A 21,629-nucleotide genomic window follows, 5' to 3' on the forward strand; every position below is an offset into this window, starting at 1 on the left:
CCTCGTTCACGCCGTACGTACGGTCACGAGCGCCCCAGCGCGGTCGCGTACAGGTCGTAGCTGCGGGCGTCGTCGAAGCGGTGGAGCAGCTCGGCGAGCAGGTGGTCGGCGGACTCCGCCGGCATCCGGACCGCCGAGCGGTCGAGCCGGCCGGCCACGCGGGTCAGCGCGGTCGCCGCCCAGTCCGGATCGGCGAGGAAGCCGCCGGCCGGGCGGTGGCGCCAGACGCCCAGGCAGGCGGCGCCCGCCACCAGCAGCGCGTAGCGGTCGGCCAGCGCGTAGGCACGCGGACCGAGCTGCTCTCCGACCGGCCGGGCGGCGAGTTCGGCGCAGCCCTCGCGCAGCACGCCGAGCTGCGCCACGAGCACCCCGGCGGCCTCGGCGAGCGGGCCTTCGGCGTGCCCCGCCGACTCCTCCAGGGAGCCGAGCAGCGAGTCCCGCTCGGCGGGCAGCCCGTTCTCCCACACCGTGCAGGGCGGCAGCGCGGCGTCGAACGGCCGGAAGAGCCGGGCGAGTTCGCCCTCGTCCCCGGCCCCGGCGAGGGAGGGCAGCCGCAGCAGCTGCGCGACGAGCACGGCCCTGCTGGCCGAGGCGCCGGCGCTGCCCAGGCCGAGCATGGGCAGGTCGCGCGCGGTCTTCTGGAAGATCGCGTACGTCCCGTTCGCGGCATAGGCCTCGGAGCCGAGCACGATCGACAGGTCGTCCATCGTCTCGGTGAGGATCATCGGCAGCAGGTACTTGGCGACGGCGCCCAGAGTCCGGCTCTCCCGGGGCAGCACGTGCGTCGCCCGGGTGGCGACGAGCGACAGGCAGTCGCACACCAGCAGGTCGGTGAAGGCGTTCACGAGCGCGGTGCGGGTGCGCGAGGAGTGCAGCGAGGACGGGCTGCGCTGCCGCCGCGAGCGGGCGAAGGCCGTCGTGGTGCGCAGGGCGGTGTCGGCGCAGCCCAGGGCCATCGACAGTCCGGCGCTGCGGGTGAGCGGGAAGACGTGCTCGGCGAGCCGGGTCCCGTCGCCCGCCGCTCCGAGCAGCCGCCCGGCGGCCGGCCGGTCGCCGTCGAAGGCGAGCCCCTGGACGGTGCAGCCGCGCACGCCGACGGTCGGGCGGCGCGGCAGCAGCCGGATGCCGGCGCCGTCGGGGTGCGCGGGTCCCGGCGCGAGCAGGGCGCTCAGCCCGTCGGGCGTGTCCGCGAAGAGGACGAGGGCGCCGGCGCGGGCCCCGTTGTTCAGGGCCTCCTTGCGGCCGCCGATCCGGTAGCCGGCGCCGTCGGGCACGGCGGTGAGCCGGTTGCGCAGGAAGTCGTTGCGCTGCGGCGGTTCGGGATAGGCGCAGGCCATCCGGCCCTGGGCGAGCAGCAGTCCGGCGGCCTCCTGCCGCTGGCCCGGGGTGCCGGCCGTCCACACGACGACGCCGGCCAGGTACGAGGTGAGGCCGTAGCCCAGGCCCAGCGCCGCGTCGCGGCGGAACACCACGCGCAGCACCCGGGCGAGGGCGTCGAGCCGGTCGAGCCTGCCGCCCAGTTCGGCGGGCACGAACTCGGCGTTCAGGCCGAAGGCGTCGAGCAGCCGCTCGGCGGCCGGCAGCAGCCGCTGCGCTTCGTCGGCGGCCAGGAACTGCTGGGCGCCGAGCGGGTTGCCCGGGTCGTCCAGGTCGCCGAAGTCGTGTTCGAGCCGGGCGATGCGTTCCTGGACGGCGACCTCCGAGGAGTCCACCGGGTCCACCACCGTCGTCATGCCATCCCTCCGTCCTGGTCCCGCCCACGGGGCCCGGCGTCGTGCCCGTGCCGCCCGTCGTGCCCGTGCCGCGTGCTGTGTGCCGCGTGCTCTGTGCTGTGTGCTGTGTGCTGTGTGCTGTTCCGGTGCTGCCCGCCGCTCGGCGGGCATCGCTCAATTCGCGCTCAAGGTCTTCCGGTCAGAATCGTTTCCGTCGCTTCCGCCGGGCGTGGACGTCGGGTCCGTCGACCGCGGGTCCGCGTCCCTGCCCTGCAGGTACTGCTGCCAGAGCGGGTTCTGGTCCACGGGCACCCACATGGAGCCGTAGGCCACCAGCGAGGTCCACACCGACCGCGCGAGCCGCCCGAGGAGCACTCGGGTGGCGACGGGGTCGCTGTTTCCGGTTGCGGGCATGTCGTGCCGTCCCTTCTGAGATTCGGGAAAGGCCACGATCGCCGCGGCGGCTCGGTGGATCCTCGAGGAACTCTCGTGCGCGCGGGCCTGAGGACCTGTCCGGCGCTGATCCGCCGGACAGGCCCCGACCGTGCTCGAGCGGTACTCGAGCGGTGTGTGATCGGATGCCTTGGACCGCAGGCACCACCGGGACGAGAAGGGGGGCCGGGCGGTGTACCCACGCGAGCGTGAGCCTGAACTGACCGTGGTCGGACGCTTCGCCACCACCGCGCCGCCCGGGGCGTTCGAGCCGGAACTCCTCGCGTACGCCCGCCGCCGGGAGATCCGCAGGGGCTTCGTGTCCCGGGTCACCGCCGCCCTGACCGGGCGCCCCGGCCGCTACGTCCACCTCGACCGCTGGACCGGCCTCGACCGCCTGCTGCGCGCGACGCACGAGGATCCGGCGGTCCCGCCCGCGGAGGCGGAGACGGAACTCCTGGTCACCGTCGGCCGGATGGCGCCGAACGGCACGCCCGCCGAGGCGGACCGGCTCGTCTTCCTGCGCGCCACGGTGGACCGGGCAGCCGACCCGGAACGCTTCGAGCTGCACTTCGGCTCCCTGGTCGGCCTGTGCGTCGCCGAGGACTCCTTCGGCGGCAGCCTGCTCCTGCGCTCGGTCACCGACCCGTTCGCCTACACGGGCCTGCTGTGGTGGCACGACCCCACGGCCGACGACCGCATGCGCGCGAGCACCGCCTGGCGCACGGCCCGCACCCGCCTCGCGGCCATGGCCCGCCTGACGGAGGACCTCGCCAGGCCGCTGACCGCGCTCTGACGGCCGCACGGCCGCACGGCCGACACGAGCGGCACGGCGGCGCGGCTCATGCGGGCGGCACGGCGGCGCGGCTCATACGAGTGGCACGAGCGGCACGGCGGCGCGGCCTCATACGGGCGGCGGCGCGGCTCATACGGGTGGCGGCGGCGCGACCGATTCGGGCGGTTCAGGCGGTACGGGTGGTACGTGCGGCCGGAGCCACGGCGCCTTCGCGGCCCCCGCCCCCGACCCTCCCCCGAGGACTTCTCGAGCACCCGCGCCAAGCATCGGGGCATGGACGAGACCGAGAAGACGCAGCCGGCGTTCGTCGTCGTGCGGGGGCGGCCGGACCCCGTGGAGCTCGCCGCGGTGACGGCCGTGCTGCTGGCCAGACTGCGTGCGGCGGGTGCGGCAGGGGCGGAGGCCGACGCCGAGGAGACGACGGGCGGGGCGGCGCGGGCGCCGTGGGGAGCGGCGCGGCGGGCGCGGCCGCGGGTCGGATGGACCGCGGGTCACTGACGCCGCCCGGCCCAGCCGCGGTCGAGTGCGCTTCTAGACGTCGTACCTACGGTCGAGTGGCGGGTGAAACGGGCGCCGACGTCGGGGGCGTCAGCGCCCGTACGACACGCAGGGGGCCGGAATGAGCGACTATCGCACGTTCACCGAACTGATGATCGACAGAGCCGAGCGGACACCCGAGCGCACCGCGCTGCTCATGCTGCCGGACAGCGACGAACGCGGTCGCCCCGCCACGGTCTCGTACCGTGCGCTCGACACCCAGGCCCGGCGGCTCGCCGGCCGGCTGATCGCCGACGGCGCCACCGGGGAGCCGGTGCTGCTGCTGCACGAGTCCCGGAGCCAGTTCACGGTGTCGTTCCTGGCGTGTCTGTACGCCGGGGCCGTCGCCGTGCCGGTTCCTCCCTACGACGGGCGGAGCCACCACGAGGAGCGGGTGGCCGGGATCGTCCGGCAGACCTCCCCGCGGGCCGCGCTCACCTGCGCGTCGCTCGCCCCGGACGTCTCCCGGCTGCTCGCCCGGCACGGCCACGGCTCGGTGCCCTGCCTCGCGGCCGACGCGGTCGCCGGGACGGGCACCGAGCGGCTGCCGGACCCGGACCCGGACGCGGTGGCGTACCTGCAGTTCTCGTCCGGCTCCACCGGCAGCCCGAACGGCGTGGTGGTGACCCACCGCAACCTCCTCGCCAACCAGGAGGCGCTGGCCCGGCTGCTCGGCGCGGGGCCGGACTCGCGGATCGGCGGCTGGCTGCCGTTCCACCACGACATGGGCCTGGTCGGCCAGTTGCTGCATCCGCTGTGGCTCGGCGCGACCGCCGTCACGCTGTCGCCGGAGGCCTTCGTCCGACGCCCCGCCCGCTGGCTCGAGGCCATCGGGCGGTACGGGATCGAGGTGAGCGGCGCCCCGGACTTCGCGTACGACCTGTGCGCGCGCCGGGTCACGGACGAGGAGCTGGCCGGGCTCGACCTGTCTGGCTGGCGGGTCGCGATCTCCGGCGGTGAGCCGGTGTGCGCCAGGACACGGCGGGCGTTCACCGAGCGCTTCGCGGCCGCGGGCCTGCGCCCGGAGGCGATGCACGCGGCGTACGGCCTGGCCGAGGCGACGCTGCTGGTCTCCGGCGGCCCGTCGGCGGACGGCGAGCGGACGGCCGACACCGAGGCCCTGGAGCAGGGCCTGGTGCGCGAGGCGCGGCCCGGGCGGCCGGCCCGCACCCTGGTGTCGTGCGGCAGGGTGGACGCGGCGGCCGGCAGGGTTCTGATCGTGGACCCGGAGAGCCGCCGGGTGCTGCCGGACGGGCAGGTCGGCGAGATCTGGGTCGGCGGTCCGGGCATCGCCACGGCGTACTGGCGCGACCGCTCGGCGAGCACGGAGCGCTTCGGCGCCGTGACGGCCGACGGGACGGGCGGGATGCTGCGTACCGGCGACCTCGGCACGGTGGCCGACGGCCGGCTCTACGTCACGGGCCGCCTGAAGGACGTGATCATGGTCGCGGGCCGCAACCTCTACCCGCAGGACGTGGAGCGCACCGTGCAGCGGGTCAGCTCGCTGTTCGGCACGGGCTCCGCCTTCTCCGTCCCGGGAGAGCGCGAACGGGTGGTCGTGGTCCAGGAGTTGCGCACCAGCCAGCGGTACTCGCTCGACCTGGAGGAGCTGGTGACGGACGTACGGCGCTGCCTCAGCGAGGAGTTCGAGGTGGCGGTCGCGGGCGTGCTCCTGGTGCGCCCGGGCACCGTCCGGCGCACGAGCAGCGGAAAGGTCGAGCGGGTCGCGATGCGCCGGCTGTTCCTGAGCGGCGGTCTGCGGCCCCTGCACCAGTACCTGGCCGACGACCTGGTGGGAGCGGCCGGCCCGCGCCGGAGCTAGGGCGGGCGACACGTACGGAAACGGGGGGCGGCGGGCCCGCGCCGCGAGCGGCGGGCGAACCTGGCCGGCGGACGGCCGTCGGCGGGAAGGACCACTGAGCAGGGGGAAGACATGAGCGGAAAGGCACCGGGCGAGCCCGGCGAGAGGGAGTTCGCCGCCTGGCTCACCGAGCGGATCGGCCGCTACGCGGGACGGGAGGTCGGCGACGACGAGGACCTGTCCGGCTGGGGTCTGGACTCGGTGGCCCTGCTCAGCCTGTGCGGGGAGATCGAGGAGCAGTTCGGCCCGCTGTTCGACCCGGCGGACGTGTGGACCCATCCGACCGTCCGCGACCTCGCGCACTACCTGGCGATGCGGCACGGGATGCGCCGGAACTCGGGGCGGGTGCGGGCGGCGTTCGTGTTCACCGGACAGGGCGCCCAGCATCCCCGGATGACCGCCGGGCTGCACCGGGAGCTCACCGCCTACCGGCGCCACCTCGCCGTGGTGGACGAGGCCGTGGCCCCGTATCTGGGGCGCTCGGTGGCCGGGCTGATCCTCGACGGGGACGAGCGGGTGCACCAGACGGCGCTGACCCAGCCGGCCCTGTTCGCCGTCGGCTACGCGCTGGCGATGACGCTGGTGGAGGAGGAGGGCGTGCGCCCGGTGGCCGTACTCGGCCACGGCATCGGCGAGCTCGCCGCGGCCGTGGTCGCCGGTGCGCTGGCGCTGGACGACGCCGCCCGGCTGGTGTGCTGTCGCGGTGCCTTCATGCAGTACCTGCCGTCCGGCGGCGGGATGATGGCGACCTGCGCGAGCCCGTTCGAGGCGGCCGACGCGGCGGCGGGAGAGCCGGAGGTGACGATCGGCGCGGTCAACGCGGCGCGCGCCACGGTGCTTTCGGGGCCGGTCGCGGGCCTGGAGCGGGTGCGGGAACGGCTGGCCGCCGTCGGCATCGCGAGCACCTTCCTCCAGGTGCAGCACGCCTTCCAGTCGCCGCTGATGCAGCCGATGACGCCCCGCTTCGAGGCGGCGGCCCGGCACGTGACGGGCGGCCGGCCGGAACTGCCTTACTACTCCACGGTGTACGGCCGGGAGTACGACGAGCCGCTGACGACGGCGTACTGGACGGCGCAGATCACCACGCCGGTGCGGTTCGCCGACGCGGCCCGCCGGATGCTCGCGCAGCAGGGTCCGAGCCATGTGGTGGAGATCGGGCCGCGGGCGGTGCTCACGCCGTTCCTGCGGCGGATCGCCGGGGCGCGGGGTCCCGACTGTCTGGCGGCGTGCCGGGGCCCGGAGAGCGACGCGGTGCACCTGGCAGGCGTGCTGTCGAAGCTCGACGCGGGCCCGCTGGCGGAGAGCTGACCGCGCCTGGGAGCGGGCGAGCGGCCGGCCTCCTGGCCTGTCCGGCCTCGATGCGCCGGACGGGCTGATGTTCCGGACGGGCCGATGTGCCGGAGGGCTCCGGGGATGTCTCGTCGGTCAGGCCGCGGGCCCGGCGTGGTCGGCGAAACCCCCTACGGGATCCAGCCGGCCTCCTCCGCGATGCGGATGGCGTCGATGCGGTTACGCGCGTTGAGCTTGTCGACGATGGCGGTGAGGTAGTTGCGTACCGTGCCCTGGGTCAGGAAGAGGTGGTCGGCGATCTCCACGGCGTCGGCGCCGCGGGCCGCGAGCCGCAGCACCTGGGTCTCGCGGGGGGAGAGCGGGTTGTCGGGCGCCTCCCAGGCGCTGAGGGCGAGTTCGGGGTCGATGACCCGCTGCCCCGAGGCGACCGAACGCACCGCCTGGGCCAGCCGGGACGGCGGGGAGTCCTTCAGCAGGAAGCCGGACACCCGCGCGGCCATCGCCCGCCGCAGCGTCCCGGGTCTGCCGAGGCTGGTGAGGATGAGGGTGCGGCAGTCCGGCACCCGGTCGTGCAGCTCGGCCGCCGCGGTGAGCCCGTCGACACCGGGCAGGTCGATGTCGATGACGGCGACGTCCGGGCGGGACTCCAGTGCGGACGGCACGATGAGGTCCCCTCGGGGGACCGACGCGACGACCTGGAGGTCCGGCTCCAGTTCCAGCAGCGCGACCAGCGCGCCCCGGACCATGTGCACGTCCTCGGCGAGCAGGATCTTGATCAGCAGCATGTGCTCCCCCGATGTGTCCTGTGTGCGCTCAGACGGCTTGTCTGCCCGCGTCCCCGCGTCTGCCGAGGAGCGGTTCGGCGTCCTCGCCCTTGGGCGGCCTGAGCGGGGCGATCGCCGTCAGCCGGAACCGGTTCCCGGTGAGGACCCCGGTGCGCATCTCGCCGCCGATCGCGGCGAGCCGGGTGCGCAGGTTGCCCAGACCGCTGCCGCGGTCGGGGGAGTCGGGCCGGTCCTGCGCGACCACGCCGTCGTTGACCAGGTCCAGCCGCACTGCCTCTCCTTCGATCCGCACCGTGACGACGCACGACTGCACCTTGCTGTGCCTGAGCATATTGGTGACGCCCTCGCGCAGGGCCGTGGCGAGCACGGTGTCCACCAACGGGTGGAGCCGGCCGCAGTCGACGTCCACCTTCGTCTCCACGTCGGCCGCCGCCATCACCTCCGCCACCGACTCGGCCTCCGCCGCCAGGGACATGTCACGGTAGCCGCTGGCCACCAGGCGTACGTCGGCGAGCGCCTGCCGGGCTACGCCGAGCACCGATTCGACCTCCTCGCGGGCCCGTTCGGGGTTGACCGGGGTGAGCCGGTGGATCAGCTCGCACTTGAGGGTGATCGCGGAGAGGCTGTAGCCGAGCAGGTCGTGCAGGTCCCGCGCGAACCGCAGCCGCTCCTGCGTGACCGCCATCCTGGCCATCTCGGCACGGGTCTCGTGCACTTCGCGCACGAGGTCGGTGAGCCGGGTGAGTCCGTAGATGACCAGGCCGGTCAGCGCGGTGGAGACGGCGTAGTAGCCCGTCTCGAGCGCCGAGATCCCGCCGCTGGCGGACCACCCGAGGATGGCCAGCGGGACCGCGCCGTAGCAGGGCCAGGCGATCCGGCCGGGAAGCATCAGGAGAATCGATCCGGCGAGGGGTCCCGCCATGCTTCCCCAGGCGATGCCCAGCCACACCATGGGCCCGAAGGTGAGGGCGACCTGGGTGACGAGGATGGCCGCCCTGCGCCGGCCGGACCACCGGCGGGCGCGGGGCGAGGTGAGCAGGATCTGCAGGGTGTAGAGCGCCGCCACGGCGACGGTACACAGGACGAGCCCGAGCGTGCTCGACACCGCGTTCTGGACGTTGAGCAGGGTGACGACGCCGTATCCCGCGAAGACCACCGTGCTGATCCCCTGGGCGAACCTCGGCGCCAGCAGATCCCTGATGAGGTCGTTGTCCGAAGCCCGGAAACGGCCCGCCATGTTCGACTCCTCGCATGGATGTCGGGAGTGTGCGAGTCCGAACTATAATCCGACACCCGCCGGATCCGGGACCAGTCCGCCGCTTCCCTCGAACTACAAGGCCAGCGGGACGGAGTTGAGCTCCTCGTAGGGCGTGGACCGGCCCAGTTGCCCGAGCCTGACCGGTACGTCGAACAGCCTTCCCGGCGCGAACCGGGCGTAGAAGTGACGTAGTCCGGGCACGATCACCTTCACGACCGGGATGCCGACGTCCGGCCGCGTCTGGTCGAGCACGAGCAGCTCCATGCCGTGCGCCGCGACGAGGCCGCGGACCGCCTCGACGTCGGCGAGCAGGTCGTCGTTGCGGACGTACGGACGCCAGGACGCGGGCGTGTGCGCCGACTGCCCGGGATCGGGCAGGAGTTGGGGCTGCTCGGGGGTGGGCGACGCCGCTCCGGCGGCGGCGTGCGGCAGCATCTGGACCATCTCCGTGAGCGCCCGGCGCAGCGCGAGCCGCGGGTCGAAGTGGGCGCCGAATCCGTAGACGGTGTCGGGGACTTCGGCGTCCGCGCTCCGGGAGACCGCCGCCACGACGGGGATCCCGAGGTCGGAGGTGAGGTCGAGGGCCCAGACGCGGCGGCCGGCCCGGCAGAAGGCCTCGCGCAGTCCGGTCAGCCACGGCGCGTCGAACGCGTCGAGGTCGATGCCCGGCACGCGGAGCCGGTTGTACCACCACAGCGCCACCGCGTCCCGCTCGACGAGTTCGAGGAAGCCCTGCACGACGGCGTCCTCGGTGCTGCTGCCCGCTGCGTTTCCGTTGGAGTCGGCCCACAGTCCGTCCGGTGAGCCGCCGGCCGCGCAGTCGAAGTACAGCGTCGAGGTGGGCAGCAGCCGGTGGGCGCCGGCGGTGAGCGACCACACCGGCGTCCAGTCGGTGGGCCGCCGCGGGTCGAAGGGCGCGCACACGTGGTGGAAGGGGGTGTGCGAGGCGTTCCAGCGGGCCCGGTCGGCGTACTGGCGTTCGTGGAACAGCTGGTACGCGTTGGGGTGGACGGCGCTCTCGCCGAGCCCCGCCAGCGTGTCGGTGATCGTCGGTTCGTCGCCCTGGCGGGTCCCGCAGTAACGTTCCACCGCCTCGCAGAGCGCGCTGGCCCGGGCCTCGGCCGCCGTCGCGCCCTTGCCCGAGCTGCGCGCCCGCAGCACCCGCCGCATGCTCGCCGCCGAGTGGCCGCGCAGGGCCAGGTTGTGCCCGGAGTCGTAGGCGTGCAGGCCCTCGGGAAGCCCGGCCATGGGGCGGACCTCGGTCACGATGCCGGTGACCGGGCCGATCAGATGGCCGTAGCGCTCCAGCATCTGCTCTGCGGACAGTGCCCGGTCGTTGCTGCCCGAGCCCTCGGCCTTGGGCCGCGACACCGGCACCACCGGCCGCCGGGTCCGCTCGGCGACCAGCGAGGGATCCCCGCAGGAAGGACACTGCGGACGACGCCGCACCGGGTGGTGGGCGGTGCGCAGGGTGAGGCCGTCCAGGACGCACACCGCGCGCTGCTCCGGAGTGCGCAGACCCGCGAGCCACTTGGCCGTCTCCAGGACGGCGCTGTGCAGGCCCACGGCCCGTACGGCGGGCAGCGAGGAGGCGGGGCGCGCACCGGGCCGGTCGAGGCCCAGGGCCTGCCGCACCGCCAGCTCGCCCCGGCGGTGCTCGCGCAGCCGGTGGGCCAGACAGGTCCAGCAGGCGCCGTCGCCGTGCGGGTCGAAGACCGGGCCGGTCCACGGCTCGGCCACGAACGGACTGGCCAGGAGCCACGGCCGGCCCGCGGCCCGTAACCGCTCCGCCACCTCCCGGAGCCCGGGCATCAGATAGTCCTCACAGAGCACGAGGGCGAAGTCGGCGTCGGCGTCCTCGCCGACCGGGCTGACGCCCGAGGCCCGGCACGCCGCCCGGGCCGCCTCGCCGTCCACCTCACCGACACCGATCACCGCCACCGCCCGGCCGCGCACCGCCCCGTCGGCGACCGCGCCGTCGAGACCGGCGCGGTCCCAGTAGGCCTCGGCCGCGGAGCGCTCGGCCGAGCACTCGGCCGGGTCGCCCGGGCAGGGCCCGTCGTGGCGGTAGCCCACGAGGTTGGCCTCGGCCAGCCGCCGCACCACCCGGCCCGCCACGTCGGCCGGCATGGCCGCCGCGGCGTCCTGGAGCAGTTCGGGCAGGGTACGGCTGCCGTCGAGCAGACCGAGGAGGGTTTCCGCGCCGGCACCGCGCACGGCGGTCATGTCCTGGTCGGACCACACGAACACCGCCTCTCCCGGGACCGACACGGCCCGCACGTGGCGCTTGAGCGCCACGAACGGGCCGCGGGCCGGGCTCTGCGCCTCGGTCACGCACCCACCCGGGCGTCGAACGCGGACGAGATGCACATGCACCAGTTCGCGCGCCCGCCGTCGGTACGGCTGAGGCTCTCGACCAGGATCTCCTCGAGCGGCCCGCCGGCCGGCCCGGACTCGGCGGTCCGGTTCTCCGACGGAATGAGGCGAAGGATGTCTTCGGTGATGTTCATGTGTGCCCCCAGTGATGAACGAAGTGGGCGGGCGGACGCGGCAGTGCGAAGACGAGACACGTCACCCGCTCGGAACCGTCCGCGCCGAGGAACCGGAACCGGCCTCGGCGTCTGGCCAGAGTCTGCTGTCGGAACTGGAACCTCCGGCAGTGCAGCACTCATCGGCGAGACATGACATTTTCATGATTGGGGTCGTGCTCCGCTCACTGGGCCGCGAGCGGCTCCGGTGCGAGTCTCGAGTGCCGGACTCCGAACGGGCCGTCACGGGGACGCCGACGGCCGTGGCCCAAGGGGGAGAAAGCCGAATGGACATCCAGATCCTGGGGTCGCTCGCCGCACAGGAACGCGGTGTGTCTGTGGTGCCGAGCGCCGCCAAGCCCCGCCAACTGCTTTCCCTGCTCGCCCTGCACGCCGACCGAGTGGTGTCGGTGCCGACGCTGATGGAGGAGATCTGGGGCGAGTGCATTCCCCGCAGCGCCTCCACGACGCTGCAGACGTACATCCTCCAGCTGCGCCGCCGCCTCACCGCCGCCCTCGACGGCGACCGGCGCGACGCGAAGGACATCCTGGTCACCCGGTTCGGCGGCTACCTGCTCCAGGTGGAGCCGGGCCGGGTCGACGCCCACGAGTTCGACCGGCTCGCCGCGGCCGGCGCCACCGCCTTCGAGGTCGGCGACTACCGCGCCGCGTCCGAGCTGCTGCGCCGCGCCCTCGCGCTGTGGCAGGGGCCGGCCCTGGTCGACGTACCCGCCGGGTCGGTGCTCGAACTGGAGGTGCTGCGGCTCAACGAGCAGCGCACCACCGCGCTCGAACGCCGGATCGAGGCGGACCTTCGGCTCGGCCGCCACGCCGAGGTGGTGCCCGAGCTCCGGGTCCTCGCAGCCCGCCACCCGCTCCACGAGGGCTTCTGCGCCCAGCTCATGCGTGCCCTGCACCGCACGGGCGGCAGCTGGCGGGCCCTGGAGGCCTACCAGCGGCTGCGCGGTTCGCTCGTCAGCGAACTCGGCCTCGAACCCTCGGCCGCGCTCCAGGAACTCCACCGCGCGGTCCTCTCCGGCGACCCGGACCACGCACTCCGGGCGGCGACGGCGGACTGAGCACGACGCCGGCCGACGGTCACGCGGGCGGGCCGGTCGCACGGGCGGTGGCCGGTCGCACAGGCGGGGGCCGGGCGGGTGGGCGGTGGCCGGTCGCGCGGGCGGCGCGTCCGTCGCTCCGAGGGCAGGCGGGCCGCGCGTGCGGCGGGCCGGTCGCGCGGGCGCAAGCCAGCCGGGCGGGCGGGCGCAAGCCAGCCGGGCGGGCGGGCGGGCGCAAGCCAGCCGGGCGGGCGGGCGGGCGCAAGCCAGCTGGGCGGGCGGGCGGGCCAATTGCGCGGGCGGCGCGTCGTCGCTCCGAGGGCGGGCGGGCCGCGCGTGCGGCGGGCCGTCCCTCCGAGGGGACAGGTCGGTCGAGCGTGGGGCGGCCGTCCCTCCGACGGGAAAGGCCGGTCGAGCGGTTCTCCAGGGGAGGTACCGGGGGCTTCGAGTACGGGCCCCTACGGTGCCGCAATGACGACCTTCGACGAACTCCTCGCCGACAGTCCCGCACCAGCTTCCCCTCCCGAACCCGATCTGCGCCGCTCCACCGACGAGTTGCAACGCCTGAAGGAGGAACTGAGCCGGGGCCCCGACCCCGAGGCCACCCGGCGCCAGCACGCCAAGGGCAAGCTCACCGCGCCCGAGCGGCTGGAACTGCTCTTCGACGAGGGCACGTTCACCGAGATCGAGCCACTGCGTCGGCACCGCGCCGCGGGCTTCGGCCTGGAGGCCCGCAAGCCGCACGGCGACGGCGTGGTGATCGGCTGGGGCCTGGTCCACGGCCGCACGGTCTTCGCGTACGCCCATGACTTCCGCGTCTTCGGCGGCGCCCTGGGCGAGGCCCACGCGGAGAAGATCCACAAGGTGATGGACCTGGCGGAGGCGGCGGGCGCGCCCGTCGTGGGCCTGAGCGACGGCGCGGGCGCCCGGATCCAGGAAGGCGTCACGGCACTCGCCGGGTACGGCGGCATCTTCCGCCGCAACACCCGCGCCTCCGGGGTGATCCCGCAGATCAGCGTGATCCTGGGCCCGTGCGCGGGCGGGGCCGCGTACTCGCCCGCCCTCACCGACTTCGTGTTCATGGTGCGGGGCACCTCCCAGATGTTCATCACGGGCCCGGACGTGGTGCAGGCGGTGACCGGCGAACAGATCACCCATGACGGCCTCGGCGGCGCCGACGTGCACGCCGGGGTCTCGGGAGTGTCCGGCTTCGTCTACGACGACGAGGCCGAGTGCCTCGCCGACGTCCGCCACCTGCTGTCCCTGCTCCCCCAGAACAACCGCGAACTGCCCCCGGCCGTCCGCACCGACGACCCCGCGGACCGCCGCACCGACGCCCTGACCTCCCTGGTCCCGGCCGGATCCCAGCAGGCGTACGACATGCGTGCCGTGATCGAGGAGATCGTCGACGACGGCGACTTCTTCGAGGTCCACGAGGCCTGGGCGCGGAACGTGGTGTGCGCGCTGGCCCGCCTGGACGGCCATGTGGTGGGCATCGTGGCGAACCAGCCCACCGCGCTGGCCGGCGTCCTCGACATCCACGGCTCGGAGAAGGCCGCCCGCTTCGTGCAGTTCTGCGACGCCTTCAACATCCCGCTCGTCACGCTGGTCGACGTGCCGGGCTTCCTGCCGGGCGTCGACCAGGAGCACGACGGCATCATCCGGCACGGCGCGAAACTCCTGTACGCCTACTGCAACGCGACCGTGCCCCGCATCTCCCTGGTCCTCCGCAAGGCGTACGGCGGCGCCTACATCGTCATGGACTCCCGCTCGATCGGCGCCGACCTCTCGTTCGCCTGGCCGACCAACGAGATCGCGGTGATGGGCGCGGAGGGCGCGGCGAACGTCGTCTTCCGCCGCGAGATCGCCGCGTCCGACGACCCCGAGGCGACCCGGACCCGTCTCATCAAGGAGTACAAGTCCGAGCTGATGCACCCCTACTACGCCGCCGAGCGTGGTCTGGTCGACGACGTCATCGACCCCGCCGACACCCGCGGCACCCTGATCCGCTCCCTGGCCATGCTCCGCCGCAAGCACGCCGCCCTCCCGGAGCGCAAGCACGGCAACCCGCCGATGTGACGCACGGCCCGCACCCCGGCGGGGTCGCCGCCCGAAGGGTCGGCGACCCCGCCGCCATGTCCGGATCACGAACGGCAGGCGGTACGACCGACCCGGGCGACGGGCGACAAGCAACAGCAACAGCAACAGCAACAGCAACAGCAACAGCAACAGCAACAGCAACAGGCGCACGCCCTTACCCACCCGCAGGCGCACACGCCCACGCACCCGCGCGTCCACCGGTCCACGACCACAGACCATTGCCTTAACCTCTTCCTCATTGCAACGGCGCGTTGCTTTCACCTCACCCGTCATTGCATCAATTTCCCACCTCTCACCAGCGAAAAGGCCCCTCAGTTAGTTGACGATATTCTGAACGCAACGTAGCTTTCGGATGCGTCAAACACACAAGCCGCGAGCTGAGGAATGGCCATGAGCGAATCCCCGCACACCGTCACCACGCTGCCGACGAACCGCCCCGCCGGCTGCCCCTTCGACCCGCCGGCCGAGCTGCGCGAGGCCCGCCGGCACGGCCCGATCAGCCGCTACACGCATCCCGGCGGCAAACCCGGGTGGATGATCACCGGTTACGACCTGGTCAGGTCGGTCCTGGCCGACCCGCGCTTCAGCTCCCGCAAGGACCTGATGAACGTGGTCGACTTCGAGCTGCCGCCGGCGCCGCCCGGCGAGTTCCTCCTCATGGACGAGCCGCAGCACAGCCGCTACCGCAAGCCGCTGGTGGGCAAGTTCACCGTCCGGCGCATGCGACTGCTGACCGAGCGCATCGAGCAGATCACCGCCGAACGCCTGGACGCGATGGCGGAGGCCGGAGGGCCGGTGGACCTGGTGACCGCGTTCGCCAAGCCCATCCCGACCATCGTGATCTGCGAGATCCTGGGCGTGCCCTACGAGGACCGGGCCTACTTCCAGGAGCAGATCGACGCGTTCATGGGTGGCGAGGTGAGCGACGAGGAGCTGATCGCCGCCTACACCGCGACCCAGGAGTACCTGGCGCGCCTGGTCGCCGCCAAGCGGGCGAACCCCACCGACGACGTCCTCAGTGAGCTCACTGACAGCGACCTCACCGACGAGGAGCTGAAGGGCATCAGCCTGATCCTGCTGGCGGCCGGGTTCGACACCACCGCGAACATGCTGTCCCTCGGCACCTTCGCCCTGCTCCGGAACCCGGAGCAACTGGCCGCGCTGCGCGAGGACCCGACGCTCACCGACGGGGCCGTGGAAGAGCTGCTGCGGTACCTGAGCGTCGCCAAGACCTTCCACCGCACGGCGCTGGAGGACGTCGAGCTGGCCGGCCAGACCATCGAGGCCGGCACGACGGTGGTCCTGTCTTTCAACACCGCCAACCGCGACCCCGAGCGCTTCGCCGATCCCGACGCCCTCGACATCCGGCGGAAGTACGACGGCCACCTGGCCTTCAGCCACGGCATCCACCAGTGTCTGGGCCAGCAGCTGGCCCGCGTCGAGATGCGCGTCGCGTTCCGCGCGCTGATCGACCGCTTCCCCACCCTGCGCCTGGCGGTGCCGGCCGAGGAGGTCGGCCTGCGCCCGGAGACCGCGGACATCTACGGAGTGAAGAGCCTCCCGGTCACCTGGGACGAGGAGACGTCATGACCTCACCGCACCTCAGCGTCGACCGTGAGCGCTGCATCGGCGCCGGGATGTGCGCCATGACCGCGCCCGACGTCTTCGACCAGGACCCCGAGGACGGCCTCGTACTCCTCCTGCACGCCACCCCGCCCGTCTCCCAGCAGGCGGCCGCCCGGATGGCCGTCGGCGTCTGCCCGTCCGGCGCGATCACCCTCCGGGAGCGAGGGACCGGCGACTCCTGAACACCGGACCCTTTCAGCCCAGCCCCAGCCCTGCCACAGCCTCTGCCCAGCCCCAGTCCGAGTCCCACCTCGGCCTCAGCCCGGCCCCGTTCTGCCTCAGCCTCGCGTCAGCCCGCCTCAGCCCACGCTGTCGGCGAGTATGTCGCGGAGGCGGGCAGCGTAGGCCCGAGGGTGACTGGTGTTGCCGTTGTGGCCACCGGGCAGCCGCCGGAGCGCGTTCCCGGTGAGCTCGGCCAACGCCTCGGCGCAGCGGAGGTCGAAGACCGTCGGCGGCGTGGTGAGTCCGGCGGCGGGCACGACCACGGTGCCGGCGGCCGCGAGGCCGGCGAGCCGGGCGGGCTCGAGGGTGTCGTCGAGGAGCGCGCTGAACTCGTGCCGGATGAAGCGGTCGAAGTTGGCCACCCGCCTGTCGTCGAAGGGCTGCGGCGTCAGGCCGGGCTCGGCGTCCTTCCCGGACGGGTCGATGCCCAGGACGCGGGCGATCTCCGGCAGAGCGGCACGCAGGCCCTCTCGGCGGTAGAGGTCCTGGATGCCGGTCAACTCCCGCTCATGGTGCCGGCGTTCCTCCGCCGGCAACAAACACGGTGCGACGGGCTCGTGGGCGACCAGCGTGCGGATCCGCCCCGGGTGCCGCAGGGCCGCGTGCAGCCCCACGACCGCCCCGAAGCTGCAGCCGAGCATGAGTGCGGGCTCGTCGGTGACGGCGGCGAGCAGGTGAGCGACGTCGTCGGCGTGCTCGGCGAGCGTGGCACCGCGCTCCGGCTCGTCGAGCCGGCTGCGGGACAGCCCGCGCCGGTCGTAGGTGACCACCGTGTAGGCGTCGGCGAGCAACGGCACCAGGTCGACGGTCCGGTCGGCGTCACCCTCGCCGCTCTGCGAGACCAGCAGCACGGGCCCGGTCCCCTGCACCTGGTAGTGGAGTTCGGCTCCGGCAACGCTCACCTTGCCATGCGTCGCGTACATGGTGCTGGACATGGTTCTCCCCCTCGTCGAGGCGACAGTCTCTCCGTCGCTTCCCATCCACCATAACCCATCGAACTCGATACATCCAGCTCGATGAATCAGTTTCGATGGATCAAGTTCGATGGATCCAGTCCGATGTAAGCTCCGGAGGTGAACGGAGTCGAGCTCTTCCTCCTGGGCCGCACGCTGATGAAGATCGGCGAGGACGCCCTGCCCGAACCGCCCGGCGGCGCCGACCGCTACGCCGGCAGCACCCGCCTCGTCCTCATCGTCGCCAGCGACATCGCGGCCCACCCGGACAGCGCCATCAGCGAGATCGTCACGCGCACCGGTCTGCCGCAGAGCCAGGTGTCCGCGGCCGTTGCCCGCCTGAAGGAGGCCGGCTCCGTGGCGACGTCCCCGGACCCGGCCGACCGCCGCCGAGTGCTGGTCAGGCAGACCGGCGAGGTGTCCGAGCGCGTGGCCGAGGTACGCCGTACCGGAATCGAGGACGCCCTGGCGGCCGCCCTCGGGACGGCGAACCCGACCGAACTGGCCGAGGTCAAGGCCGCCCTCGACGTCCTCGCCCGGCACCTCGTCGGCTGAACTCCCCAGCCGGCGCCTTCAGTCGTCCGCCTGGCGCAGGCCGAGCACCATGTCAGGCCGCCGCCCGGCGTGGCCTCCGCGGTCAAGGTGCCGCCCATGGCCCCGACGAAGCCGCGGGCGACGGCGAGCCCGAGGCCGACCCCCGCTCCGCGCGGCGCGTCGCCGCAGCGCTGGAAGGCGCCGAATACGCGACCGACGCCTTGATGCCGGCGAGCGGGGTGCGCAGCTCATGGCTGACGGCCGCGAGCAGGGACGTACGGACCTGTTGCCCTCGGCGCTCCTGCGGGCCTCCTCGGCCTCGCCGACGAGCCGCCGACGCTCCAGGACCACCACGGCCCGGGCTGGAAGGCACCGAGCACGCGACGGTTCCCGGCGGGCAGGGCACGGCCCGTCACGGCGAGCGCCAGGTGATCGCCGACGGCCGCGTGGGGCGGCCCCGCCGCCCTCGCCGCCACCGGTCCGGCCTGGGCCGCCGTCCGCAGGGACCGGATCCTCGCCGTCGCCTGCTCCCGGTTCCTCGGCAGCCGCTACGAGGACGTCGCCTGCGCCACCGTGCCCGGGGAGCGCCGACCGCATCTTGCGCTCGCCTGCGTCGCCGGACTCACCGCGGACATCGCGGCCCGCGACCGCACCGCGACCTGGAGCCGCTCCCGCGACAACCGCCCCAGCCGCCCGCCGGCCTGGACCGCCGGCCACGCCACGCCCGCGAGTACGTGCACCACGTCGCGGGCCCGGTCGCCGGGACATCAGGGCTCCGCGCCACCGCGTGAGGCCTCGGCGCGGCCCCGTGCGGGCCGTGGGTGCCGAGTCCCCGTGGCCGCCCGGTCCGTCTCGCCTCGACGGTCCGAACCGGGGGCCGCGGCCGCCCGGCCGTCGGCGCGGGCGTCCGCCGGGCGTACGCTGGCCGCCACCGGGGCGGCACGACGAAGAGAAGTGGCGACGAGAAGTGCGGAGCGGCGTGCAGCAGCATGAGTCCGAGGGTCTGGTCGGGCGGATGGACGACCACCAGGTGGCGATCTACCTCGCGGCGATGGCCGCCGGCGGACTGCTGGGACGGCTCGCTCCGGCCGCCGGTCCCGGCCTGGAGCACGCCATCAACCCCGTGCTGGGTGCCCTCCTCTTCGTCACCTTCCTCCAGGTGCCCGCCGCCGAGCTGCTCCGTTCCCTCCGCGGCGGCCGCTTCCTGGCGGCCGCTCTGGTGGTGAACTTCGTCGTGGTGCCGCTCGTGGTCGCCGCCATGTTCACGTTCCTGCCCGCCGACCAGGCGGTCCGCCTCGGCGTCCTGCTCGTCCTGCTCTGTCCCTGCGTCGACTACGTGATCGTCTTCTGCGGCATGGCGGGCGGCTCCGGCCGCCGGCTTCTCGCCGCGACACCGCTGCTCCTGGTGGCGCAGATGCTGCTGCTGCCCGGATTCCTGTACGTGTTCATGGGCCCCGGTCTCGCGGACGTCGTGGAGCCCGGGCCCTTCCTCGACGCCTTCCTCGTCCTGATCGTCGTCCCGCTCGCCGTGGCGTGGGCCCTGCAGGCATGGGCGTCCCGCCGCGCGGCCGGCCGGAGGGTCTCGGACGCGGCGACCACGGCGATGGTGCCGCTCACGGCGGCCACCCTCCTCACGGTCGTCGCCTCGCAGATCCCGAAGCTCGGCGACAGCCTCGCCGACGTCGTCGCCGTGCTGCCCTTCTACGCCGCGTTCCTCGTGGTCATGGCCTTCGCTGGCAAGGCCGTCGCGCGCCTGTTCCGTCTCGGCACGGGCGCCGCGCGGGCCATCGTCTTCACCGGCGCCACCCGCAACTCCCTGGTCGTCCTGCCCCTGGCCCTCGTCCTGCCCGACGCCTTCGCCGTCGCGGCCGTGGTGGTGGTCACCCAGACCCTCGTCGAAGTCCTGGGAATGGTCGCCTACGTACGCCTGGTCCCCCGCCTCCTCCCGGCCGGCTGACGGGCGGAGGTCTCCTCGAGGTGTCCTTGCGGGCGCCGCCGCCGGCGAGCACGCAGGTGTGGCATCCCGTGCAGGTGCACGGGATGCCACACCGTCGCGGTGTTCACGAACGACAGCCGCACCCGCTCCCCGGAGCGGACCGGGTGGCGCTGGCCCGGCTTCGCATGCCGGTCCCGTGCCGTTTCGCCGAGCCCGGCCGCGACCGGTTCAGCGGCGTTGCCACTCCTCCGCCAGCAGCCGGTAGGAGCGGACCCGGTCGGCGTGGTCGTGGGTGATGGTGGTGATGATCAGCTCGTCGGCGCCGGTGGCCTCCTGCAGTTGTTCGAGCTGGTCCGCGACCCTCCCGGGCGAGCCGACGAACTGGGTGTCGACGCGGTCGGCGACCAGGGCGCGGTCCGCTTCGGTCCAGGCGTGGGCGCGGGCCTGGTCCGGGTTCGGGAAGGGGATGGCGCCCTCGGCGGTGCGGATGCTGCGGACCCACGGGCCGTAGCCGGCGGCCAGTTCGCGGGCGGTCTCGTCGTCCTCGGCGACGACCACGTCGGCGGAGACGCTGAGGTAGGGCTTCTCCAGGTGGTCGGAGGGCTCGAACGCGGCGCGGTAGCCGTCCGCCGCCTCCAGCACGGTGGCCGGGCTGACGTGGTAGTTGGCGACGAAGCGCAGGCCGTTGCGGCCCGCGACCTCGGCGCTCTCCCCGCCGCTGCTGCCGAGGATCCAGACCTCGACGTCCGCGCCCTCGCCGGGGACGGCGTGCGCCTCGGTCCCGTCCGCGGCCCGGTAGTCGCCGCGCAGCAGCGCGAGGATGTCGTCGACCTGCTCGCCGTAGTCCTGGGGGCGGGCGCCGGGCTGGTGGAGCAACCGCTGCTGGAGCCGGAAGCGGGGGGACCCGGCCAGGTGCTCGAAGGAGAACCGGGGCGGGATCCGCAGGCCGTTGGGCGCGTGCCCGTCGACGACGGGGGTGGTGGCCGGCCGGGGGCCCGGCGTCTGCCCGGAGGGTCGTCCGCCGGAGCGGCCGAGGCCCAGGTCGAGTCGCCCGGGGTGCAGCGCGTCGATCAGTCCGAACTCCTCGACGGTGGACAGCGCGGTGCGGTGACCGAGCTGCACGGCGCCGGAGCCGATTCTGATGGTGGTGGTCGCGGAGGCGGTCAGGGCCAGCACGACGGCGGGAGAGGCCCCGGCCACACCGGGGTTGAGGTGGTGCTCGGCGAACCAGTAGCGGGCGTAGCCGAGGCGCTCGGTCTGCCGGGCCAGGTCGATGGTGTTGCGCAGCGCCTCGGCCGCGGTGGAGCCGGACGGGACGGGGACGAGGTCGAGGACTCCGAGGGGTGTGCGGGACATGTCGGGTGGTGCTCCTCAGCGGTCGGTGGGCGCGGGTGCCGATGCGCGCGGGAACGCGGTCCCGGGCCCGGGACCGGCTTCGGGTGCCGCGGTGACCGGGGCCCAGGGGAACGGCGGGTCCGGGATGTCGCGGCGCAGCACCGGCGCGATCTCGGACTGGAAGAGTTCGAGCGACGCCCGGTGCCCGGCCGGGGTGAGGCCGCTCGCGTCGGCGTGCAGGTGGAGCACGCTGTGCCCGAACCGCTCGTGGTAGCGGTGCACCTTGTCGATGATCTGCTGCGGGCTGCCGATCAGCGCCGAGCTGCGTTCGACGAAGTCCTCCAGGGTGGTGAACACCGGCTCCAGGCCCTGGCTCTTCTGGAACGCGAGCTGGCCCTCGAACACCGGCCGGTACGCGGCGACGGCCTCCTGCGAGGTGCGGGCCGCGTAGTAGCCGGCCGTTCCCGCACCGACGACGGCCCGGGCCGGGTCGTGGCCGTGGTGCTCCCAGCGCTCCCGGTAGTAGCGGACGAGTTCGGCGTACGGCTCGATCGGGTGGGTGACGTTGGCGGAGAAGAGCGGATCGCCGTAGCGGGCGGCGAGGTCGACCGACTCCCGGCTGGTCGCGCTGCCGTGCCAGACCCGTACGGGCTGCTGGAACGGCCT

The 21,629-nt window shown here is 73.8% G+C and carries 20 protein-coding genes and 1 pseudogene; 10 read left to right on the plus strand and 11 right to left on the minus strand.

The features are described from left to right. Positions 1-23: 23 nt before the first annotated feature. Positions 24-1,733: an acyl-CoA dehydrogenase family protein gene (locus tag ACFY8W_RS36865; protein WP_391115335.1), complete on the minus strand. Its 1,710-nt coding sequence runs from the start codon at positions 1,731-1,733 to the stop codon at positions 24-26. Between the two features lie 153 nt (positions 1,734-1,886). After that, positions 1,887-2,126, minus strand: a complete 240-nt coding sequence (locus ACFY8W_RS36870) for a hypothetical protein (RefSeq protein ID WP_391115338.1) — start codon at positions 2,124-2,126, stop codon at positions 1,887-1,889. Positions 2,127-2,337: 211 nt separating this feature from the next. Between ACFY8W_RS36870 and ACFY8W_RS36875 the strand changes: the two genes are divergently transcribed. From ACFY8W_RS36875 to ACFY8W_RS36890, 4 genes are all read left to right on the plus strand, one after another. After that, positions 2,338-2,940 (plus strand): hypothetical protein, encoded by a 603-nt coding sequence (locus tag ACFY8W_RS36875; protein ID WP_391115341.1) that lies wholly within the window; start codon positions 2,338-2,340, stop codon positions 2,938-2,940. A 273-nt stretch (positions 2,941-3,213) separates the two neighbouring features. Further along, positions 3,214-3,438, plus strand: coding sequence for an acyl-CoA carboxylase epsilon subunit (locus tag ACFY8W_RS36880; protein ID WP_391115344.1), 225 nt, complete (start codon positions 3,214-3,216; stop codon positions 3,436-3,438). A gap of 121 nt (positions 3,439-3,559) precedes the next feature. Further along, positions 3,560-5,299: an AMP-binding protein gene (locus ACFY8W_RS36885; RefSeq protein WP_391115346.1), complete on the plus strand. Its 1,740-nt coding sequence runs from the start codon at positions 3,560-3,562 to the stop codon at positions 5,297-5,299. Between the two features lie 111 nt (positions 5,300-5,410). Next, positions 5,411-6,646 (plus strand): acyltransferase domain-containing protein, encoded by a 1,236-nt coding sequence (locus ACFY8W_RS36890; protein ID WP_391115349.1) that lies wholly within the window; start codon positions 5,411-5,413, stop codon positions 6,644-6,646. Positions 6,647-6,798: 152 nt separating this feature from the next. Here ACFY8W_RS36890 and ACFY8W_RS36895 read toward each other — a convergent pair whose 3' ends face one another. The 4 genes from ACFY8W_RS36895 to ACFY8W_RS36910 form a co-directional block, all read right to left on the minus strand. Then, positions 6,799-7,407 carry a DNA-binding response regulator gene (locus ACFY8W_RS36895; RefSeq protein ID WP_384422565.1) on the minus strand — a complete coding sequence of 203 codons (609 nt, stop codon included), beginning with the start codon at positions 7,405-7,407 and terminating at the stop codon, positions 6,799-6,801. A 34-nt stretch (positions 7,408-7,441) separates the two neighbouring features. Then, positions 7,442-8,650 (minus strand): histidine kinase, encoded by a 1,209-nt coding sequence (locus tag ACFY8W_RS36900; protein ID WP_391115352.1) that lies wholly within the window; start codon positions 8,648-8,650, stop codon positions 7,442-7,444. Positions 8,651-8,743: 93 nt separating this feature from the next. Next, a complete protein-coding gene (locus ACFY8W_RS36905) occupies positions 8,744-11,005 on the minus strand; it encodes a TOMM precursor leader peptide-binding protein (RefSeq protein WP_391115355.1) in 2,262 nt (753 codons plus the stop codon). Continuing rightward, positions 11,002-11,181, minus strand: a complete 180-nt coding sequence (locus ACFY8W_RS36910; RefSeq protein ID WP_391115358.1) for a hypothetical protein — start codon at positions 11,179-11,181, stop codon at positions 11,002-11,004. The genes ACFY8W_RS36905 and ACFY8W_RS36910 overlap by 4 nt, the downstream gene beginning before the upstream one ends. Positions 11,182-11,486: 305 nt before the next feature. On the opposite strand from ACFY8W_RS36910, the gene ACFY8W_RS36915 reads away from it, so the two are divergent. The 4 genes from ACFY8W_RS36915 (at position 11,487) to ACFY8W_RS36930 (ending at position 16,165) form a co-directional block, all read left to right on the plus strand. Next, a complete protein-coding gene (locus ACFY8W_RS36915; RefSeq protein ID WP_391115361.1) occupies positions 11,487-12,278 on the plus strand; it encodes a BTAD domain-containing putative transcriptional regulator in 792 nt (263 codons plus the stop codon). 450 nt (positions 12,279-12,728) lie between these two features. Then, complete coding sequence (locus ACFY8W_RS36920; RefSeq protein ID WP_391115364.1) at positions 12,729-14,336, plus strand: carboxyl transferase domain-containing protein; 1,608 nt, start codon at positions 12,729-12,731, stop codon at positions 14,334-14,336. Between the two features lie 411 nt (positions 14,337-14,747). Beyond that, positions 14,748-15,947: a cytochrome P450 gene (locus tag ACFY8W_RS36925; protein WP_391115367.1), complete on the plus strand. Its 1,200-nt coding sequence runs from the start codon at positions 14,748-14,750 to the stop codon at positions 15,945-15,947. Continuing rightward, positions 15,944-16,165, plus strand: a complete 222-nt coding sequence (locus tag ACFY8W_RS36930) for a 4Fe-4S domain-containing protein (protein ID WP_391115370.1) — start codon at positions 15,944-15,946, stop codon at positions 16,163-16,165. The genes ACFY8W_RS36925 and ACFY8W_RS36930 overlap by 4 nt, the downstream gene beginning before the upstream one ends. 117 nt (positions 16,166-16,282) lie before the next feature. Here the strand turns inward: ACFY8W_RS36930 and ACFY8W_RS36935 are convergent, their stop codons facing one another. Next, entirely contained in the window at positions 16,283-17,140 is an 858-nt protein-coding gene (locus ACFY8W_RS36935) for an alpha/beta fold hydrolase (RefSeq protein WP_391115373.1), read from the minus strand. 138 nt (positions 17,141-17,278) lie between these two features. Here ACFY8W_RS36935 and ACFY8W_RS36940 point away from each other — a divergent pair, with 138 nt between their 5' ends. Continuing rightward, complete coding sequence (locus ACFY8W_RS36940) at positions 17,279-17,713, plus strand: MarR family transcriptional regulator (RefSeq protein WP_391115376.1); 435 nt, start codon at positions 17,279-17,281, stop codon at positions 17,711-17,713. A 50-nt stretch (positions 17,714-17,763) separates the two neighbouring features. On the opposite strand, the pseudogene ACFY8W_RS36945 reads toward ACFY8W_RS36940, so the two are convergent. Next, positions 17,764-18,177 (minus strand): annotated as a pseudogene (locus tag ACFY8W_RS36945) (ATP-binding protein); the annotation flags it as partial. Positions 18,178-18,707: 530 nt separating this feature from the next. Between ACFY8W_RS36945 and ACFY8W_RS36950 the strand changes: the two are divergent. Then, on the plus strand, positions 18,708-19,649 hold the full coding sequence (locus ACFY8W_RS36950; protein WP_391115390.1) for a bile acid:sodium symporter: 942 nt from the start codon (positions 18,708-18,710) through the stop codon (positions 19,647-19,649). On the opposite strand, the gene ACFY8W_RS36955 is transcribed toward ACFY8W_RS36950, so the two are convergent. The 3 genes from ACFY8W_RS36955 to ACFY8W_RS36965 all read right to left on the minus strand — a co-directional run. After that, a complete protein-coding gene (locus ACFY8W_RS36955; RefSeq protein ID WP_391115378.1) occupies positions 19,610-19,771 on the minus strand; it encodes a hypothetical protein in 162 nt (53 codons plus the stop codon). The genes ACFY8W_RS36950 and ACFY8W_RS36955 overlap by 40 nt on opposite strands. 85 nt (positions 19,772-19,856) lie before the next feature. Beyond that, a complete protein-coding gene (locus ACFY8W_RS36960) occupies positions 19,857-20,984 on the minus strand; it encodes an LLM class flavin-dependent oxidoreductase (protein ID WP_391115381.1) in 1,128 nt (375 codons plus the stop codon). A gap of 15 nt (positions 20,985-20,999) precedes the next feature. Next, positions 21,000-21,629, minus strand: a 630-nt coding sequence (locus ACFY8W_RS36965) for an LLM class flavin-dependent oxidoreductase (protein ID WP_391115383.1), incomplete at its 5' end; no start/stop codon positions are given.

The sequence above is a fragment of the Streptomyces sp. NPDC012637 genome (assembly GCF_042954805.1).
Lineage (GTDB): Bacteria > Actinomycetota > Actinomycetes > Streptomycetales > Streptomycetaceae > Streptomyces.

Excerpts from the sequence above, each read along its gene's own strand:
- ACFY8W_RS36925 (WP_391115367.1), top strand. The coding sequence starts at position 14,748 with ATGAGCGAATCCCCGCACACCGTCACCACGCTGCCGACGAACCGCCCC.
- ACFY8W_RS36920 (WP_391115364.1), top strand. The coding sequence starts at position 12,729 with ATGACGACCTTCGACGAACTCCTCGCCGACAGTCCCGCACCAGCTTCC.
- ACFY8W_RS36910 (WP_391115358.1), bottom strand. The coding sequence starts at position 11,181 with ATGAACATCACCGAAGACATCCTTCGCCTCATTCCGTCGGAGAACCGG.
- ACFY8W_RS36890 (WP_391115349.1), top strand. The coding sequence starts at position 5,411 with ATGAGCGGAAAGGCACCGGGCGAGCCCGGCGAGAGGGAGTTCGCCGCC.
- ACFY8W_RS36880 (WP_391115344.1), top strand. The coding sequence starts at position 3,214 with ATGGACGAGACCGAGAAGACGCAGCCGGCGTTCGTCGTCGTGCGGGGG.
- ACFY8W_RS36870 (WP_391115338.1), bottom strand. The coding sequence starts at position 2,126 with ATGCCCGCAACCGGAAACAGCGACCCCGTCGCCACCCGAGTGCTCCTC.
- ACFY8W_RS36915 (WP_391115361.1), top strand. The coding sequence starts at position 11,487 with ATGGACATCCAGATCCTGGGGTCGCTCGCCGCACAGGAACGCGGTGTG.
- ACFY8W_RS36885 (WP_391115346.1), top strand. The coding sequence starts at position 3,560 with ATGAGCGACTATCGCACGTTCACCGAACTGATGATCGACAGAGCCGAG.
- ACFY8W_RS36935 (WP_391115373.1), bottom strand. The coding sequence starts at position 17,140 with ATGTCCAGCACCATGTACGCGACGCATGGCAAGGTGAGCGTTGCCGGA.
- ACFY8W_RS36950 (WP_391115390.1), top strand. The coding sequence starts at position 18,708 with ATGGACGACCACCAGGTGGCGATCTACCTCGCGGCGATGGCCGCCGGC.
- ACFY8W_RS36960 (WP_391115381.1), bottom strand. The coding sequence starts at position 20,984 with ATGTCCCGCACACCCCTCGGAGTCCTCGACCTCGTCCCCGTCCCGTCC.
- ACFY8W_RS36865 (WP_391115335.1), bottom strand. The coding sequence starts at position 1,733 with ATGACGACGGTGGTGGACCCGGTGGACTCCTCGGAGGTCGCCGTCCAG.
- ACFY8W_RS36930 (WP_391115370.1), top strand. The coding sequence starts at position 15,944 with ATGACCTCACCGCACCTCAGCGTCGACCGTGAGCGCTGCATCGGCGCC.
- ACFY8W_RS36900 (WP_391115352.1), bottom strand. The coding sequence starts at position 8,650 with ATGGCGGGCCGTTTCCGGGCTTCGGACAACGACCTCATCAGGGATCTG.